The 13757-nt window shown below is 64.7% G+C and carries 13 protein-coding genes and 1 pseudogene; 4 read left to right on the top strand and 10 right to left on the bottom strand.

Going from position 1 to position 13757, the window contains the following annotated elements:
* Positions 1–42 precede the first annotated feature (42 nt).
* On the bottom strand, positions 43–675 hold the full coding sequence (locus tag BN1127_RS08915) for a TetR/AcrR family transcriptional regulator (protein ID WP_042649178.1): 633 nt from the start codon (positions 673–675) through the stop codon (positions 43–45).
* Positions 676–806: 131 nt separating this feature from the next.
* Positions 807–1727 (bottom strand): LysR family transcriptional regulator, encoded by a 921-nt coding sequence (locus BN1127_RS08910; RefSeq protein WP_042649177.1) that lies wholly within the window; start codon positions 1725–1727, stop codon positions 807–809.
* A gap of 187 nt (positions 1728–1914) precedes the next feature.
* On the opposite strand from BN1127_RS08910, the gene BN1127_RS08905 reads away from it, so the two are divergent.
* Positions 1915–3303 (top strand): MFS transporter, encoded by a 1389-nt coding sequence (locus tag BN1127_RS08905; protein ID WP_042649176.1) that lies wholly within the window; start codon positions 1915–1917, stop codon positions 3301–3303.
* A gap of 60 nt (positions 3304–3363) precedes the next feature.
* Here the strand turns inward: BN1127_RS08905 and hslU are convergent, their stop codons facing one another.
* The 4 genes from hslU to argS form a co-directional block, all read right to left on the bottom strand.
* Positions 3364–4692 (bottom strand): HslU--HslV peptidase ATPase subunit, encoded by a 1329-nt coding sequence (gene hslU, locus BN1127_RS08900; RefSeq protein ID WP_005328414.1) that lies wholly within the window; start codon positions 4690–4692, stop codon positions 3364–3366.
* A gap of 67 nt (positions 4693–4759) precedes the next feature.
* Entirely contained in the window at positions 4760–5293 is a 534-nt protein-coding gene (gene hslV, locus BN1127_RS08895) for an ATP-dependent protease subunit HslV (RefSeq protein ID WP_005340772.1), read from the bottom strand.
* Positions 5294–5480: 187 nt separating this feature from the next.
* Entirely contained in the window at positions 5481–6320 is an 840-nt protein-coding gene (locus BN1127_RS08890; protein WP_042649175.1) for an SPOR domain-containing protein, read from the bottom strand.
* Between the two features lie 3 nt (positions 6321–6323).
* Positions 6324–8069 carry an arginine--tRNA ligase gene (gene argS / locus BN1127_RS08885; protein WP_042649174.1) on the bottom strand — a complete coding sequence of 582 codons (1746 nt, stop codon included), beginning with the start codon at positions 8067–8069 and terminating at the stop codon, positions 6324–6326.
* Between the two features lie 314 nt (positions 8070–8383).
* Here argS and BN1127_RS08880 point away from each other — a divergent pair, with 314 nt between their 5' ends.
* The 3 genes from BN1127_RS08880 to BN1127_RS08870 all read left to right on the top strand — a co-directional run bounded on the left by BN1127_RS08880 (position 8384) and on the right by BN1127_RS08870 (position 10314).
* Positions 8384–8950, top strand: coding sequence for an LON peptidase substrate-binding domain-containing protein (locus BN1127_RS08880; protein ID WP_041206584.1), 567 nt, complete (start codon positions 8384–8386; stop codon positions 8948–8950).
* Between the two features lie 124 nt (positions 8951–9074).
* Positions 9075–9644 carry a sigma-70 family RNA polymerase sigma factor gene (locus BN1127_RS08875; protein ID WP_042649173.1) on the top strand — a complete coding sequence of 190 codons (570 nt, stop codon included), beginning with the start codon at positions 9075–9077 and terminating at the stop codon, positions 9642–9644.
* The gene (locus tag BN1127_RS08870) at positions 9637–10314 is read left to right on the top strand and encodes a ChrR family anti-sigma-E factor (protein WP_042649172.1); all 678 of its coding nucleotides are present in this window, start codon (positions 9637–9639) and stop codon (positions 10312–10314) included. The genes BN1127_RS08875 and BN1127_RS08870 overlap by 8 nt, the downstream gene beginning before the upstream one ends.
* A 63-nt stretch (positions 10315–10377) precedes the next feature.
* Here the strand turns inward: BN1127_RS08870 and bacA are convergent, their stop codons facing one another.
* From bacA to BN1127_RS22080, 4 genes and pseudogenes are all read right to left on the bottom strand, one after another.
* Positions 10378–11193: an undecaprenyl-diphosphate phosphatase gene (bacA, locus tag BN1127_RS08865; RefSeq protein WP_042649171.1), complete on the bottom strand. Its 816-nt coding sequence runs from the start codon at positions 11191–11193 to the stop codon at positions 10378–10380.
* Between the two features lie 269 nt (positions 11194–11462).
* Positions 11463–12458, bottom strand: a complete 996-nt coding sequence (locus tag BN1127_RS08860) for an aldo/keto reductase (protein ID WP_042649170.1) — start codon at positions 12456–12458, stop codon at positions 11463–11465.
* A 132-nt stretch (positions 12459–12590) separates the two neighbouring features.
* Positions 12591–13583 (bottom strand): galactose-1-epimerase, encoded by a 993-nt coding sequence (gene galM, locus BN1127_RS08855; RefSeq protein ID WP_042649169.1) that lies wholly within the window; start codon positions 13581–13583, stop codon positions 12591–12593.
* Positions 13584–13635: 52 nt separating this feature from the next.
* Positions 13636–13757, bottom strand: a pseudogene (locus BN1127_RS22080) (galactokinase); the annotation flags it as partial.

The raw sequence follows: 13757 nt of genomic DNA, 5'->3' as shown, positions 1-13757 counted from the left end.
TGAACAGGGTCAGCAGCACGGCCAGGAGTGCGATGCGTTGTTTCATGCGGGATCTCCTTCGGTGCGGCGCAGGCCGCGCAGGGCCCATGCCAGGCGTTGCCGGGCAGCCTCGGGGTTGTCTATCTGGGACAGAAAGGGGGCCGCCTCCGGGGGCAGCCAACCGAGCTGGCGACCGCTGCCGGCGATCACCAGCGGCAGGCCGACCGACCCCATGATGAAGATCATCAGCTGGAGCGGGTGGCCCGCCACCAGCGACCCTTCCGCCTGCGCTGTGCGCACCTGTTCGATCAGCAGCAGGGGATGGCGGCGCGGCAGACTGAGCAGAAAGCGCTGGGCTGCCCCTTCGCCCGCCAGCGCATCGCCAAACAGGTGGTTGATAAAGCCGCGCTGGCGCGCCACCAGTCCGATCAACGCCTCCATGGTCGCCTCGAAGGTCGCGAGGGCACAGGGATAGGTGCCTTTGGCCGCCACCGTCTTGAGCTCGTCATAGAGGGGGGCGTACCAGAGCTCCACCAGCTCGTCGATAAAGGCGTCACGGTTGCCGAAGTGATAGACGAAGGTGCCGAGATTGACCTCGGCCGCCGCTGCCAGCTCCCGTACCGTGAGGCCGCGCAACCCTTTGTCGGTCGCGATGGCAAGGCCGGTATCGAGCAGTTTTTGGCGAGTGGGGTGCATCTGGCAAGACTCCTTCTGAACAGATTTTGATCTGAATTATACGATCGTATAAATTCGGGGGAAGGGGCTGGCCGATCTTTTTTTGAACAAGGGGCGGCAGGAAGCCGGGTTCTCTCGCCGGGGAGTCGGGATCAGGTGGCCCGGGTCTCCCCTCCATAGGGGGCCTGGGCGCAGGTCTCGCGAATGAGGGTGCGCAGCCAGCGGTGAGCCGGATCGGCGTCCTGGCTGGGGTGCCAGATCAGGGCGACCCGGATCCCCGGCAGGGGAAAGGGCAGGGGCAGGGCAACCAGATCGGCGTGCAGGGCGGCGCAGTGTCGCTCGGGCACGGTCGCCACCAGGTCGCTGCCCCGCACCAGGGCCAGGGCCGTGGCAAAGCCGGGGACCAGGGTCGCCGCCGTGCGTACCAGCCCGAGGTGCGCCAGGGCCTCGTCGATAGGGCCCTGCTCCAGCCCGCGCCGTGACACCAGAATGTGGCGGGCGGCGGCATAGCGGGCGGCCGTCAGAGTGCCCACGCACAGGGGGTGGCCCGGCCGCACCATGGCGACGAAGTGGTCCTGAAACAACGCCTGGGTACGTAGCTCGGGCGCAGTCTCAGCACCTATGACGCCGGTTTCGAAATCCAGTTCGCCGCGGCGCAGGGGGCCGCTCTCCTTGTCGGGTTTGGCCAGAAAGTGCAGCCTGACCCCGGGGGCCTCGGTGGCGAGCCGGGCCAGCAGGGCAGGACCGACTGCCTCCACGAAGCCGTCGCTGGACCTCAAACGAAAGGTGCGTTCCAGGCTCGCAGGATCCACCTCCTGCTGAGGACGCAGCACGGCCTGGGCTTCCTGTACCAGGCGGGCGACCTGATCCCGCAGGATCTGTGCCCGTGGGGTGGGCACCAGGCCCCGCCCCGCCCGCACCAGCAGCGGATCCCCCGTGGTCTCCCGCAGCCTGGCCAGGGCCCGGCTCATGGCGGAGGGGCTCAGGGAGAGTCGTCTGGCGGCACCGGCCACGCTGCCCTCATCCAGCAGGGCATCCAGGGTCAGCAGTAGATTGAAGTCGGGAGTGTTCATGGCATAGCCCTCGCCGAGCCGGGATCCCGGGTAATGGACCCATGACGGTCGGTTGGTTTCATCATACGCAAGAATTCCTCTCTTTATATGGCGTCTCATGCAGCTATAAGCTGCAAGTCGTGCGTCTTCCGCCTGATCATGCCCCCCGCTAGCCTTGTGGACATCATCCTCTGCCGGAGATCAGATCATGTCGTCACTCAGCCCCCTCCCGACCTCTGCCACCCGCCGCCTCGGCCTGCTGGCGCTCGGCCTCGCCACCCTGCTGCCCATGCTGGGGGGGAGCCTGGCCAACATGGTACTGCCTGCCCTGGGGCAGGCTTTTGCGGTGCCTTTTGCCAGCCTGCAGTGGGTGCTGGTGGCCTATTTGCTGGGGATCACCTGCCTGACTGTGGTGGCCGGTCGACTGGGGGACAGGTTCGGTCGGCGTCGCCTGCTGCTCCTGGGGCTTGGGCTCTTTGCGCTGGCCTCATTGCTGTGCGCCCTGGCGCCGACCATAGGCTGGCTGATCGCGGCCCGTGCCCTGCAGGGGATCGCTGCGGCCTGCATGCTCTCCCTGGCGCTGGCCATGGTGGGCCAGCTGGTGCCGCCGGCGCGGCGGGGCTGGGGCATGGGGCTGCTCGGTACCCTGTCGGCCTGCGGCACGGCGCTCGGCCCCTCCTTTGGCGGCCTGCTGACGGCCAGCTTTGGTTGGCAGGCCCCCTTCCTGTTGCTGGTGCCCCTCAGCCTGCTGGCACTGGGCTGTGCCCGGCTCGGTCTGCCCCGGGACGACTGCTCGCCACAGGAAGAGAGGATAAGCCTCACGAGCCTGTCACAGCTGGTGGTGACCCTGCTCTGCTACGGCCTGGCGCTGACCCAGGGGGGCGCCCTGGCCCTCTGGTGGGGGGCGGGGGCCCTGCTGGTCACAGGTTCGTTCGTTCGCCGCGAGCGCCGCGTCCCTGTGCCCCTGCTGCCGCTGGCGTTGCTGGGGGCTCCGGGGCTGCGCAATGGTCTTGTCGCCAGCGCCCTGGTAGCCAGCGTCATGGTGCTGACCCTGCTCATAGGCCCCTTCTATCTGAGGGGAGTCTTCGGCCTCGGTCTCGGGACTGTCGGCCTGATGATATCGGGCGGGCCCCTGCTGGCGGCCCTGACGGGTATGCCCGCCGGCTGGCTGGTGGACAGGCTGGGGGCACGGCAGGTGGTCCGGCTGGGGCTGGCAGTCATGGGGGCTGCGGCCTTCGGTCTGGCCGGGGCGACGGGGCAGTTCGGCCCGCTCGGCTATCTGCTGCCCATACTGCTGCTGACCGCCGGTTATGCCCTGTTCCAGACCGCCAACAACAGTGCCGTGGTGGGGGAGGCGAGTGAGCAGACCCGGGGCGCCGTGGCCGGTCTGCTGACCCTGTCGCGCAATCTGGGTCAGCTGACCGGGGTGGCCGGGCTCGGCGGCCTGTTCGCCGCCCTGGTGGGAGAGCAGGGCCTGACCCTGGCCAGCGAGCTGGTGTTCGGCACCCGGGCTCTCTTCGCCCTGAGCACGCTGCTGATTGGCCTGGCGTTCTGGCTGGTGGGGCGCCGCCGGGAGGGGGTGCCGGTCAGGGCCTGAGCGTGACGGATAAAAAACGCCTCCGCGAAGGGAGGCGTTTTTTTATCGGGAGGGGCGCGCTTACAGAATATAGCGGCTCAGATCCTCGTCCTCAATGAGAGCACCCAGGTGGGCGTTGACGTAGTCGGTGTCGATGACGAAGGTCTCGCCGGACTTCTCGGAGGCATCGTAGGAGATGTCTTCCATCAGCCGCTCCATCACGGTGTGCAGACGGCGGGCACCTATGTTCTCGGTGCGCTCGTTGACCTGCCAGGCCGCCTCGGCCAGACGGCGAATGCCGTCCTGGGTGAACTCGATCTTGACCCCTTCGGTGGCCATCAGGGCCTGGTACTGATCGGTCAGGGAGGCGTTCGGCTCGGTCAGGATCCGCTCGAAGTCATGGGTGGTGAGGGCGGTCAGCTCGACCCGGATCGGCAAACGACCCTGCAGCTCGGGGATGAGGTCAGACGGACGGGCCACCTGGAAGGCGCCGGAGGCGACGAACAGGATGTGGTCCGTCTTGACCATGCCGTGCTTGGTGTTGACGGTGCAACCCTCGACCAGGGGCAGCAGATCGCGCTGCACCCCTTCGCGGGAGACATCGGGGCCCGAGCTCTCGCCGCGCTTGCAGATCTTGTCGATCTCGTCGAGGAAGACGATGCCGTTGTTCTCGACCGCAGCGATGGCCTTCTGCTTCAGCTCTTCCGGGTTGACCAGGCGGGCCGCTTCCTCTTCGATCAGCGCCTTCATGGCCTCCTTGACCTTGATCTTGCGCTTCTTCTTCTGCTGCTGGCCCAGGTTCTGGAACAGCCCCTGCAACTGGTTGGCCATCTCTTCCATGCCCGGCGGGGTCATGATGTCGACGCCCATGGGGGTGGCGGCCAGATCCAGCTCGATCTCCTTGTCATCCAGCTGACCTTCCCGCAGTTTCTTGCGGAAGATCTGGCGGGTGTTGGAGTTGTCGGCCTTCTCCTCCTCGCCCCAGCTGTTGCGCGGGTTCGGCAGCAGGGCGTCGAGGATGCGCTCCTCGGCGGCTTCCTCGGCGCGGTATTTCATCTTCTCCATCTCGGTCTCGCGCACCAGCTTGATGGCGACATCGGTGAGATCGCGGATGATGCTGTCCACTTCCTTGCCCACATAGCCCACTTCGGTGAACTTGGTCGCTTCCACCTTGATGAAGGGGGCATTGGCGAGCTTGGCCAGACGACGGGCGATCTCGGTCTTGCCGACCCCGGTCGGGCCTATCATCAGGATGTTTTTCGGGGTCACTTCATGGCGCATCTCTTCGCTGAGCTGCATCCGGCGCCAGCGGTTGCGCAGGGCCACGGCCACCGCGCGCTTGGCATCGGCCTGACCGATGATGTGACGGTCCAGCTCGTGGACGATTTCTCTCGGGGTCATCTCGGACATGATGGAGTTCCTGTATCCGGGGCGGGCAGGGCCCACCCCTTGGAGAATGAGTTGGCTGACGGCGCCCTTACTTGGCGCTGTAGTCCAGCACTTCGATGGTGTGGTTGCCGTTGGTGAAGACGCAGATGTCGCCCGCAATCTTGAGGGACTTCTCGACTATGGTCCTGGCATCCAGCTCGGTGTTTTCCAGCAGGGCGATGGCGGCGGACTGGGCGAAGTTGCCGCCGCTGCCGATGGCGATCAGATCATGCTCCGGCTGCACCACGTCACCGTTGCCGGTGATGATGAAGGATTTGTGCTCATCGGCCACGGCCAGCAGGGCCTCGAGGCGGCGCAGGGCGCGATCGGTGCGCCAGTCCTTGGCCAGCGCCACGGCGGCGCGTTCCAGGTTGCCCTGATGGGCCTGCAGTTTGGCTTCGAAGCGCTCGAGCAGCGTGAAGGCGTCGGCGGTGCCGCCGGCAAAACCTGCCAGCACCTTGCCGTTGTAGAGACGATGAACCTTGCGGGCGTTGCCCTTCATGACGGTGTTGCCGAGGGAGACCTGGCCATCACCGCCGATCACGACCTGGCCGTTGCGGCGGACGGAAACTATGGTAGTCACTTTACTTACCTCGCTTGAGCCGAATGACGGCCGGACTGTGCATGGCAAGAAAGATGGGGATGGCAAACCGGCTTTTCAAGCCTGCCTGTTGTCGGGAAAAAGGGGGAGGCCATGTCGGCGAGGGAGAGGGGAGTCGAAAGGAGAAGGGCCGGGGTTGTCGCCCGGCCCTTCCTGATTGGCTCTGCGGCTAGCCTTTCTTGGGGATGCAGCCGCTGATGCCGGAGCCCTGCAGCTTGCGGTTGGCTGCATCGACGGCCGCCTTGCCGCTGAAGGGGCCCACCATCACCTTGTAGACGGTGCCATTGGCGCCATTGACCACCTGCAGGCTGGAGGAGAGACCGGCACCGAAGGCGATGCGCGCCTTGAGCGACTCTGCGGAATCCTGCGAGCGCAGGGCCGCGCACTGCATCATGTAACGACCGCCGTCGGCTGCCGCCGTCTGGGTCGCCGCCTTGGCCCTGGCGGCCTCGGCCCGCTCCCGCTCCAGTTCGGCACGGATCTCCCGCTCCATCCGCTCACGCTCGGCCTTCTGGTTGATCACCTGCTCTTGCGCGCTGGCGACAGGGGCACCGGTGGCCGGCTTGGCCGGTTGTACCGGTTGCGGCTGGAAGGGCTTCACCTGACCGATGGGGGTCCCCGGTTGGGGGATCTCGGTCGGAACCGGCTGCGGCAGCTTCTCAGGTTGCAGGGTCAGAGTCTCGGCAGGCGGCGGTGGCAGCACGCCCGGCTGGGGCGGCGGCTCTATGATGTCCACCTGCTTGTTCTCCAGCCGTTCGATGTAGCTCCACTTCTCCTGAGGCAGGGTATTGCCCTGAGCCTTGGGTTTGTTGGCCTTCACCTGCTCTTCGATGGTGGGGGCATCCGCCCCCTTGCCGTTGATCAGGTAAAGGAAGGCGCCAAAGCCGACGACCAGGGCCCCGGCCAGCAGTGCCGGGATAACAGGAAAGCGGCGAGGTGCCGCTTTCTTGATGTTACGACCACCGGCCCGTCGTCTCGGGCTGTTGCCGACGTAATCCCGGGTCGCCATCTATTACATGCGCTCCAGGGTGTATATGCCCAGCACGCCCAGGCCCAGCTTGAGCACTTTGGCGGTGGCGACGCACAGCAGCAGGCGGCTGTTGCGGGTCGCTTCGTCCACGCCATCCTTGTTGATCGGGCAGGCTTCGTAGAAGGTCATGAAGTTGCCGGACAACTCGTACAGATAGGTGCACAGCAGGTGAGGCATGCCCTTGTCCGCCACGCTGTTGACCGCGTCGGAGAACTGGATCAGCTTCTGGGCCAGCACCTCTTCGGCCTCTTCGTTCAGGGTCACGTGGCCGGTCAGGGCCTCGGCATCTATGTTCGCCTTGCGGAAGATGGACTGGATGCGGGTGTAGGCGTACTGAAGGTAAGGGGCAGTGTTGCCTTCAAACGACAGCATCATGTCCCAGTCGAAGATGTAGTCGGTGGTGCGGTTCTTGGAGAGATCCGCATACTTGACCGCGCCCATGGCGATGGCGTGCACCACCTTGGCCTTCTCTTCGGCAGAGAGGTCGCTGTTGCGGCTCTCCAGCAGGGCGGCGGCGCGCTCTTCCGCTTCGTTCAGCAGGTCGACCAGCTTGACGGTGCCGCCGGAGCGGGTCTTGTAGGGACGGCCGTCCTTGCCCAGCATCATGCCGAAGGCGTGGTGCTCGAGGGGCACGGACTCCGGCACATAGCCCGCCTTGCGGGTGATGGTCCAGGCCTGCATCAGGTGCTGGTGTTGACGGGAGTCGATGAAGTACATGACGCGGTCGGCGCCCAGGGTTTCGTAACGGTATTTGGCACAGGCGATGTCGGTGGTGGTGTAGAGGAAGCCGCCATCGCTCTTCTGGATGATGACGCCCATGGGCTCGCCATCCTTGTTCTTGAACTCGTCAAGGAAGACCACGGTCGCCCCTTCGCTCTCGACCGCCAGCCCCTTGGCTTTCAGGTCGGCCACGATCTGGGGCAGCATGTCGTTGTACATGGACTCGCCCATGATGTCCTTGTTGGACAGGGAGATGTTCAGGCGATCGTAGTTGCGCTGGTTCTGCTCCATGGTCATGTCGACCAGCTTCTTCCACATGGTGCGGCAGTACTCATCGCCCCCCTGCAGCTTGACCACGTAGTTGCGCGCGCGCTCGGCGAAGGCTTCGTCCTCGTCGTAGTGACGCTTGGCCTGGGTGTAGAAGGCTTCCAGGTCCTTGAGCTCCATGTCGGAGGCGTGCTCGTTGGCCATCTTCTCCAGATAGGCGATCAGCATGCCGAACTGGGTGCCCCAGTCGCCGATGTGGTTGGCACGCACCACCTTGTGGCCGAGGAACTCCAGGGCACGGGCGGCCACGTCACCGAGGACTGTGGAGCGGATGTGGTGCACCGCCATCTCCTTGGCGACGTTCGGCGCCGAGTAGTCCACTACCACGGTCTGTGGCGCGGGCAGCTTCACGTTGGCGTTGGCGGAGGTCACCATGGCTTCCACCTGACCGGCCAGCCAGCTCGGGTCGAAGAAGAAGTTGATGAAGCCGGGGCCGGCGATCTCGACCTTGGCGATCAGATCGGAAGCAGGCAGGTGCTCGATGATGGCAGCGGCCAGCTCACGGGGGTTCTTGCGGGCCGGTTTGGCCAGCAGCATGGCCAGGTTGGTGGCCAGGTCGCCGTGAGCCTTCTCCTTGCATCGGTCTACTTGCACCCGGGCTTCCAGGTCGGCCGGCAGGACGCCCGCGGACTTGAGATTGGCTACCGTTTGTTCAAGTAGATGATGAATATGCTCTTTCATAACTGACCACCGAGGTTGCGCGTCGAAAAATGACTGACTGGATAAGGGCGTGAATTTTACCCGCATCGGGCCGAGAAAACTATAGGAATGGCCCGACCCCCTTGGGGTGGCGGATATTTCACTGCGTTTTTCACCACATTGCAGAATATTGATTTGAATAAGTGGTGGTTATCCATTTCTACTGCATATCGAAGCGGCTTGTCCAGGCTATTTTCCCCTGTTTGTTAAGGGATTATTTATTCCAATTTGGTCTGAATGATCCCGCGTCGTCCGGCGGTCGTATGCTTAGAGGAAGTCGCTAGAGGACGATTCCCATGACACTGGTGCTGTTTCCACTCTCCGCCCACCTGCTGCCCGGCGGCATCATGCCGCTGCGCATCTTCGAGCCCAGGTATCAGCGCATGATAGCCGAGGCGCAGGAGCGGGAGTTTGCGCTCTGCATGCTGGACCCCCGCCAGCCCGATGCGCTGCGCAACATGTATCCCATCGCCACCCGGGTGCGGATCATCGATTTCGATCTGCTGCCGGACGGCCTGCTCGGCATCACAGTGCTCGGGGTGGAGCGGGTCAAAATAGTCGACCTGTGGCAGGAGCCGGACGGCCTGCGGGTCGGCGAGGTGGAGCCGCTGCCCCCCTGGCAGAGAGGTCGGCTCAAGGCCGACCAGCACTCCCTGGCCAAGGCGTTGCAGGATGTGTTCAACGACTATCCGGAGTACGCGGCCCTCTACCCGGAACCCGACTGGAACGATGCCAGCTGGGTTGCACAACGCTGGCTGGAGGTGCTGCCCATCCCGGTGGAGCAGAAGCAATGGCTGGTCGCGGCCAAGGACAACCAGCCTGCCCTCTCCCTGCTGAGCGGCCTGCTGGTCGCGAGCCATTGAATTCCCGTCCCCGGTGATCCTTTTGCTCCGCCCGTCGTAATGGTGATGACAGCAACATTCAAGGGATGGCGCAATGGCATATACTGGCCAACCACAATCGGCTCTACGCAGGACATCGCCCCCCATGGACAACCCAGATGGCGATCTGACGTCTCTTCTCATCCGGGTGGCCGAGCACGGCGACAAGGTCGCCTTCGCCACCCTGTTCCAGCACTTTGCACCGCGCATCCGTAGTTATGGGATGCGCCATCTCGGCAGCGAGGCCAACGCCCTCGAGCTGGTGCAGGAGACCATGCTGCTGGTATGGCAGAAGGCGCGGCTCTATCACCCCGAGAAGGGGGCGCCGACGACCTGGATCTATACCGTCATGCGCAACCAGAGTTTCGACATGCTGCGGCGCCGTCGCGCCAGCAAGGAGGATCTCTGCGCCGAGGAGCTGTGGCCGCTGCTGGAGTTCAGGGCGGAAGAGGAGCACCTGAGCGGTGGTGAAGATGCGGTGCTGACCCGCCAGATGGCAGATTACCTCACCACCCTGCCGGAGCCGCAACAGCAGGTGGTGCGCGGCATCTATCTGCAGGAGTTTTCCCAGCAGGAGCTGGCCGACAGGCTAGGCGTGCCGCTCGGGACCATCAAGTCCCGCCTCCGGCTGGCATTACAGAAACTGAAAGAGCAAGTGGAGCAAGGCCATGATTAAGACCCATCCGACCGAACTCATGTTGCGGGCCTTTGCCGCCGACGAGTTGCCCCTGCCGCTGGCCGTCGGTGTCTCTGCCCATTGCGAGCTCTGCCCCGATTGTGCCGCCCGACTCAAGGGCTGTGAAGAGGAGCTGGCTCGCCAGTATCTGGAGCCGGCAGATCAGCCTGCGGCGATAAGCGAGACCATGCCGCTGGAACTCGACACCATGCTGGCAGGCATACTGCAACAACCCGTGGCCAGCCAGGCCGAACTCGGCCAACCGGTACGGCCGGCGCCCGAGCTGCGGGTGGCAGGCCAGAGCTACCACCTGCCACGGGTGCTGGCCCGCCACCATGCGCCCAAGTGGCGCCATATCGGGGCCATTCGCCAGCACAGTTTGCCTCTGGACGAGATGGGAGCCCGCGCCAGCCTGCTCCATATCGAGGCAGGCGGGTACATCCCTGAGCATACCCACAAGGGTTATGAACTGACGCTGTTGCTGGGAGGCACCATAGAGGACGGCGACACCCGCTATCAGGCGGGAGATTTCATCTGGCGCGATGCCAGCCATGCCCACAGCCCGCACACCCCGGACGGCTGCCTCTGCTACACGGTGCAGGATGCGCCGGTGCAGTTCACCAAGGGCCTGTCGCGACTGCTAAACGGCATCAGCCATCGCCTCTACTGAGCCATGTCGGACAACAAAAAAGGACCATAAAGGTCCCTTTTTTCATGAGGCAATCCCTCGGGATCAGGCCACGAACACCAGGTAGACGGCGAAGGCCACCACGAAACGGTAGATGGCGAACGGGATGAAGTCGAGGCGACGGATCAGCGCCAGGAAGGTCTTGATGGCGACCATGGCGACCGCGAAGGCGGTGACGAAGCCCACCGCAAACATGGGGAAGTCGGCCATGGAGAGGAAGTCGCGGCTCTTGTAGAGGTCCAGCCCGCTGGCTGCGATCATCATGGGCACAGCCATGATGAAGGAGAACTCTGCCGCCGCATGGCGACTGATGCCCATCAGCATGCCACCGCTGATGGTGGCGCCGGAGCGGGAGAAGCCGGGCCAGAGCGCCAGGCACTGGAACAGACCGACGCCGAACGCCTGCTTGTAGCTGATGTCGTCCAGGGTCTCGGCGGTGACGGCGGGGCGGAACTTCTCGGCGATGATCAGCAGGACACCGCCGGCAACCAGGGCATACATCACGGTTTCCGGGCCAAACAGATGGGCCTTGATCCAGCTGTGAATGGCGAGGCCGATGAGCACGGCGGGCAACATGCCGAGGATGATGTGTATCAGGGAGAGGGTGGCATGCCCCTGTACCGGTTTCTGGCCAAAATGGATGCCGATGAGGCCGAACAGGCGGCGCCAGAACATGACGACCACCGCCAGGATGGATCCCAGCTGGATCACCACCTCGAAGGTGGCGGCCTTGGGGCCTTCGAAGCCAAGCAGGTGGCCGACGATGATCATGTGGCCGGTGGAGGAAACGGGCAGAAACTCGGTCAGGCCTTCCACTATGCCCAGCACGAAGGCCACAAACAGGGCGTAGGATTCGGTCATGGTACAGATCTCTTGGTTGATGGGTCCGGATAAAATCAGCCCCGATCAGGGTCGGGGCGGCCAATGATGGCGGAAAATCACGCGGGCAACCAGAGAATATTGGGGACTCCTGTGCGGTTTCCGGCCCTTGTCTGGAGGTCGGTACTTTCCGCATGGTGCAGGATCTGGCCCCTGCCGGTTTCCCGAAACAGTCCCGGGCTCCGTCGCCGCCCCGTCACCTTCTGACATGACCGCCACGGCCAGTCAGCCGCCCGTGGCGGGTCAATTCGTCATGCCAGCACCGCTAGGATCTGCTGCTGCAGCGCCTCGTCCAGTGGCGGCAGGGCCAGTGCCTCGACCGCGCTCACTATCTGCTGCGGGCTGCTGGCGCCGATCAGGGCGCAGCTCACCACGGGATCTCGCAGCACCCACTGCAATGCCAGCTGTGACAGGGGCTGCCCCCTCTGCTGCGCCAGGGCGTGCAGGGCGCGAATGCGGGCCAGCTTGTCTGCGGTGATCTGGTCGGGCTGGAGGAAGGGGCTGGCGCTGGCGGCGCGGGAATCCGCCGGGATCCCTTCCAGATAGCGATCGCTGAGCAACCCCCCCGCCAGGGGCGAGAAGGCGACCACCCCCATCCCCTGTTCTCGGCAGACCGGCAGCGTCTCGGCCTCGATGTCGCGCTGAAACAGGGAGTACTTGAGCTGATTGACCAGGCAGGGGGTGCCGAGTTCGGCCAGCCGGGTCGCCGCCCTGGCGGCAAGCTCGGCCGGGTAGTTGGAGAGGCCGACATAGAGCGCCTTGCCCTGGCGTACCATGAGCGCCAGCGCCTGACAGGTCTCCTCCAGCGGGGTGCGGGGATCCGGTCTGTGGTGATAGAAGATGTCCACATAGTCGAGCCCGAGCCGGCGCAGGCTCTGGTGCAGGCTGGCAAACAGGTATTTGGCGCTGCCGCCGTCGCCGTAGGGGCCGTCCCACATCACGTAGCCCGCCTTGCTGGCGATGATCAGCTCATCTCTGTAGGGGGCCAGACTGCCCTTGAGCACGCCGCCGAAGGTGGTTTCGGCGGAGCCTGGCGGTGGCCCGTAGTTGTTGGCGAGATCGAAGTGGGTGATCCCCAGATCGAACGCCTGATGCACCATGGCCTTCACCCTGGCGGGATCGCTCCCGGCACCAAAGTTGTGCCAGAGCCCGAGGCCGATGCCGGGCAGGCGCAGGCCGTGGCGACCGGCGGCTCTGTAAGCTTGGCGCTGGTAGCGATCCGGCGCGGCGAGGTAGTGATCATCCATGTTTATCAAGGCTCCTGAGTTGGCTCGGTGGACTGTCGTTAGCAAGCGGAGGTGAAGAGCCCCACTCCTCCCCTTCATAAGGGGAGGAGCATCATCGCACCTCCCTTTTTGAAGGGGGGACGGGAGGGGGTCTTAGTCTGCGGGGATCAGACGGTAACGGGTCTGATGGTGATACAGCTGGCCCGGCAGCAGCCAGGGGTTGCCGAGCTCGGGCCGGTTCGGGCTGTCCGGCAGTTGCTGGGCCTCCAGGCAGAAACCGTCGTAATCCCGGTATGGCCGGCCGCTGCGGTCCGGCGTGCTGGCCAGCCAGTTGCCGGTGTAGAACTGCAAGGAGGGCTGGTTGGTGTGGACCTCCATCACCAGTTGTTCATCCCCGGACACCACCCGTGCCGCCCACGCCTGTTCGGGGCCGTTCAGCACAAAGGCGTGGTCAAAGCCCTTGGCCTGTTGCTGCTGGGGGTGGCTCAGCCAATCCTGGCCGATGGGGCGCGGGGTGCGCAGATCGAAGGGACCCTCCACCGGCGCGATGGCGAGCGGCAACCCACTCTGGTCGGTGGGCAGATAGCGATCGGCATTGATGCTGATGACATGGTGACGAATATCGGAGCGTACATCGCTGCCGCCCTGGTGGCCATCGAGGTTGAAGTAGGCGTGGCTGGTGAGGCTGACCGGGGTCGGCGCGTCCGTGCTGGCCTTGAAGTCGACCACCAGATCGTGTTGCTCCAGCCGGTACTCCAGGGTCACCCGCAAGTTGCCGGGGAAGCCCTGATCTCCCGCTCTTGATAGCAGCGCCAGCCTGACCCTGTCCGCCTCCTGCTCCTTGATCTGCCAGGGCTGGCGATGGAATCCGTCGCGCCCGCCGTGCAGGCAGTGGGGGGGCTGATTGGCGTCGAGAGACCAGCGTTCGTCCCCTCGCACCAGCTCGGCGCCGCCGATGCGGTTGGCAAAGCGACCCGCTACTGCCCCCAGCCACACCTGCTGGGCGGAATAATCCTCGTCGGCGCAGCCCAGCAGCACTTCACGGCGCTGGCCAGCTACCGGCAGGCTGAGGGAGGTGAGGGTGGCGCCAAATTCGAGGCCGCGCAGGCGCAGCCCCTCCTCGTTTTCCAGCTCGAATGTCATCATGGGTTACCCGCCTCCGTGATCAACTGCATCTCGTGTCTTTGCTCGAACGTTCTCACAGCTTGCCCGCCCCTGCGCTGGCGCGGCAGACATAGCAGTCCGCCTTGAGGCCAAACCTGGCCGGGTACTGGGCCTCGACCACGGCGATCACCTCGGCCACCCGCTCCGGGCGCAGCA

Origin of the sequence: Aeromonas media, assembly GCF_000819985.1 — a bacterium.
Lineage (GTDB): Bacteria > Pseudomonadota > Gammaproteobacteria > Enterobacterales > Aeromonadaceae > Aeromonas > Aeromonas media.
Note: the sequence above shows the minus strand (reverse complement) of the source record. Positions and strands in the feature narration are given on the sequence as shown.

Coding starts and splice junctions, on each gene's coding strand:
- BN1127_RS08915 (WP_042649178.1), bottom strand. CDS start 675: ATGCACCCCACTCGCCAAAAACTGCTCGATACCGGCCTTGCCATCGCG.
- BN1127_RS08910 (WP_042649177.1), bottom strand. CDS start 1,727: ATGAACACTCCCGACTTCAATCTACTGCTGACCCTGGATGCCCTGCTG.
- BN1127_RS08905 (WP_042649176.1), top strand. CDS start 1,915: ATGTCGTCACTCAGCCCCCTCCCGACCTCTGCCACCCGCCGCCTCGGC.
- hslU (WP_005328414.1), bottom strand. CDS start 4,692: ATGTCCGAGATGACCCCGAGAGAAATCGTCCACGAGCTGGACCGTCAC.
- BN1127_RS08890 (WP_042649175.1), bottom strand. CDS start 6,320: ATGGCGACCCGGGATTACGTCGGCAACAGCCCGAGACGACGGGCCGGT.
- argS (WP_042649174.1), bottom strand. CDS start 8,069: ATGAAAGAGCATATTCATCATCTACTTGAACAAACGGTAGCCAATCTC.
- BN1127_RS08880 (WP_041206584.1), top strand. CDS start 8,384: ATGACACTGGTGCTGTTTCCACTCTCCGCCCACCTGCTGCCCGGCGGC.
- BN1127_RS08875 (WP_042649173.1), top strand. CDS start 9,075: ATGGACAACCCAGATGGCGATCTGACGTCTCTTCTCATCCGGGTGGCC.
- BN1127_RS08870 (WP_042649172.1), top strand. CDS start 9,637: ATGATTAAGACCCATCCGACCGAACTCATGTTGCGGGCCTTTGCCGCC.
- bacA (WP_042649171.1), bottom strand. CDS start 11,193: ATGACCGAATCCTACGCCCTGTTTGTGGCCTTCGTGCTGGGCATAGTG.
- BN1127_RS08860 (WP_042649170.1), bottom strand. CDS start 12,458: ATGGATGATCACTACCTCGCCGCGCCGGATCGCTACCAGCGCCAAGCT.
- galM (WP_042649169.1), bottom strand. CDS start 13,583: ATGATGACATTCGAGCTGGAAAACGAGGAGGGGCTGCGCCTGCGCGGC.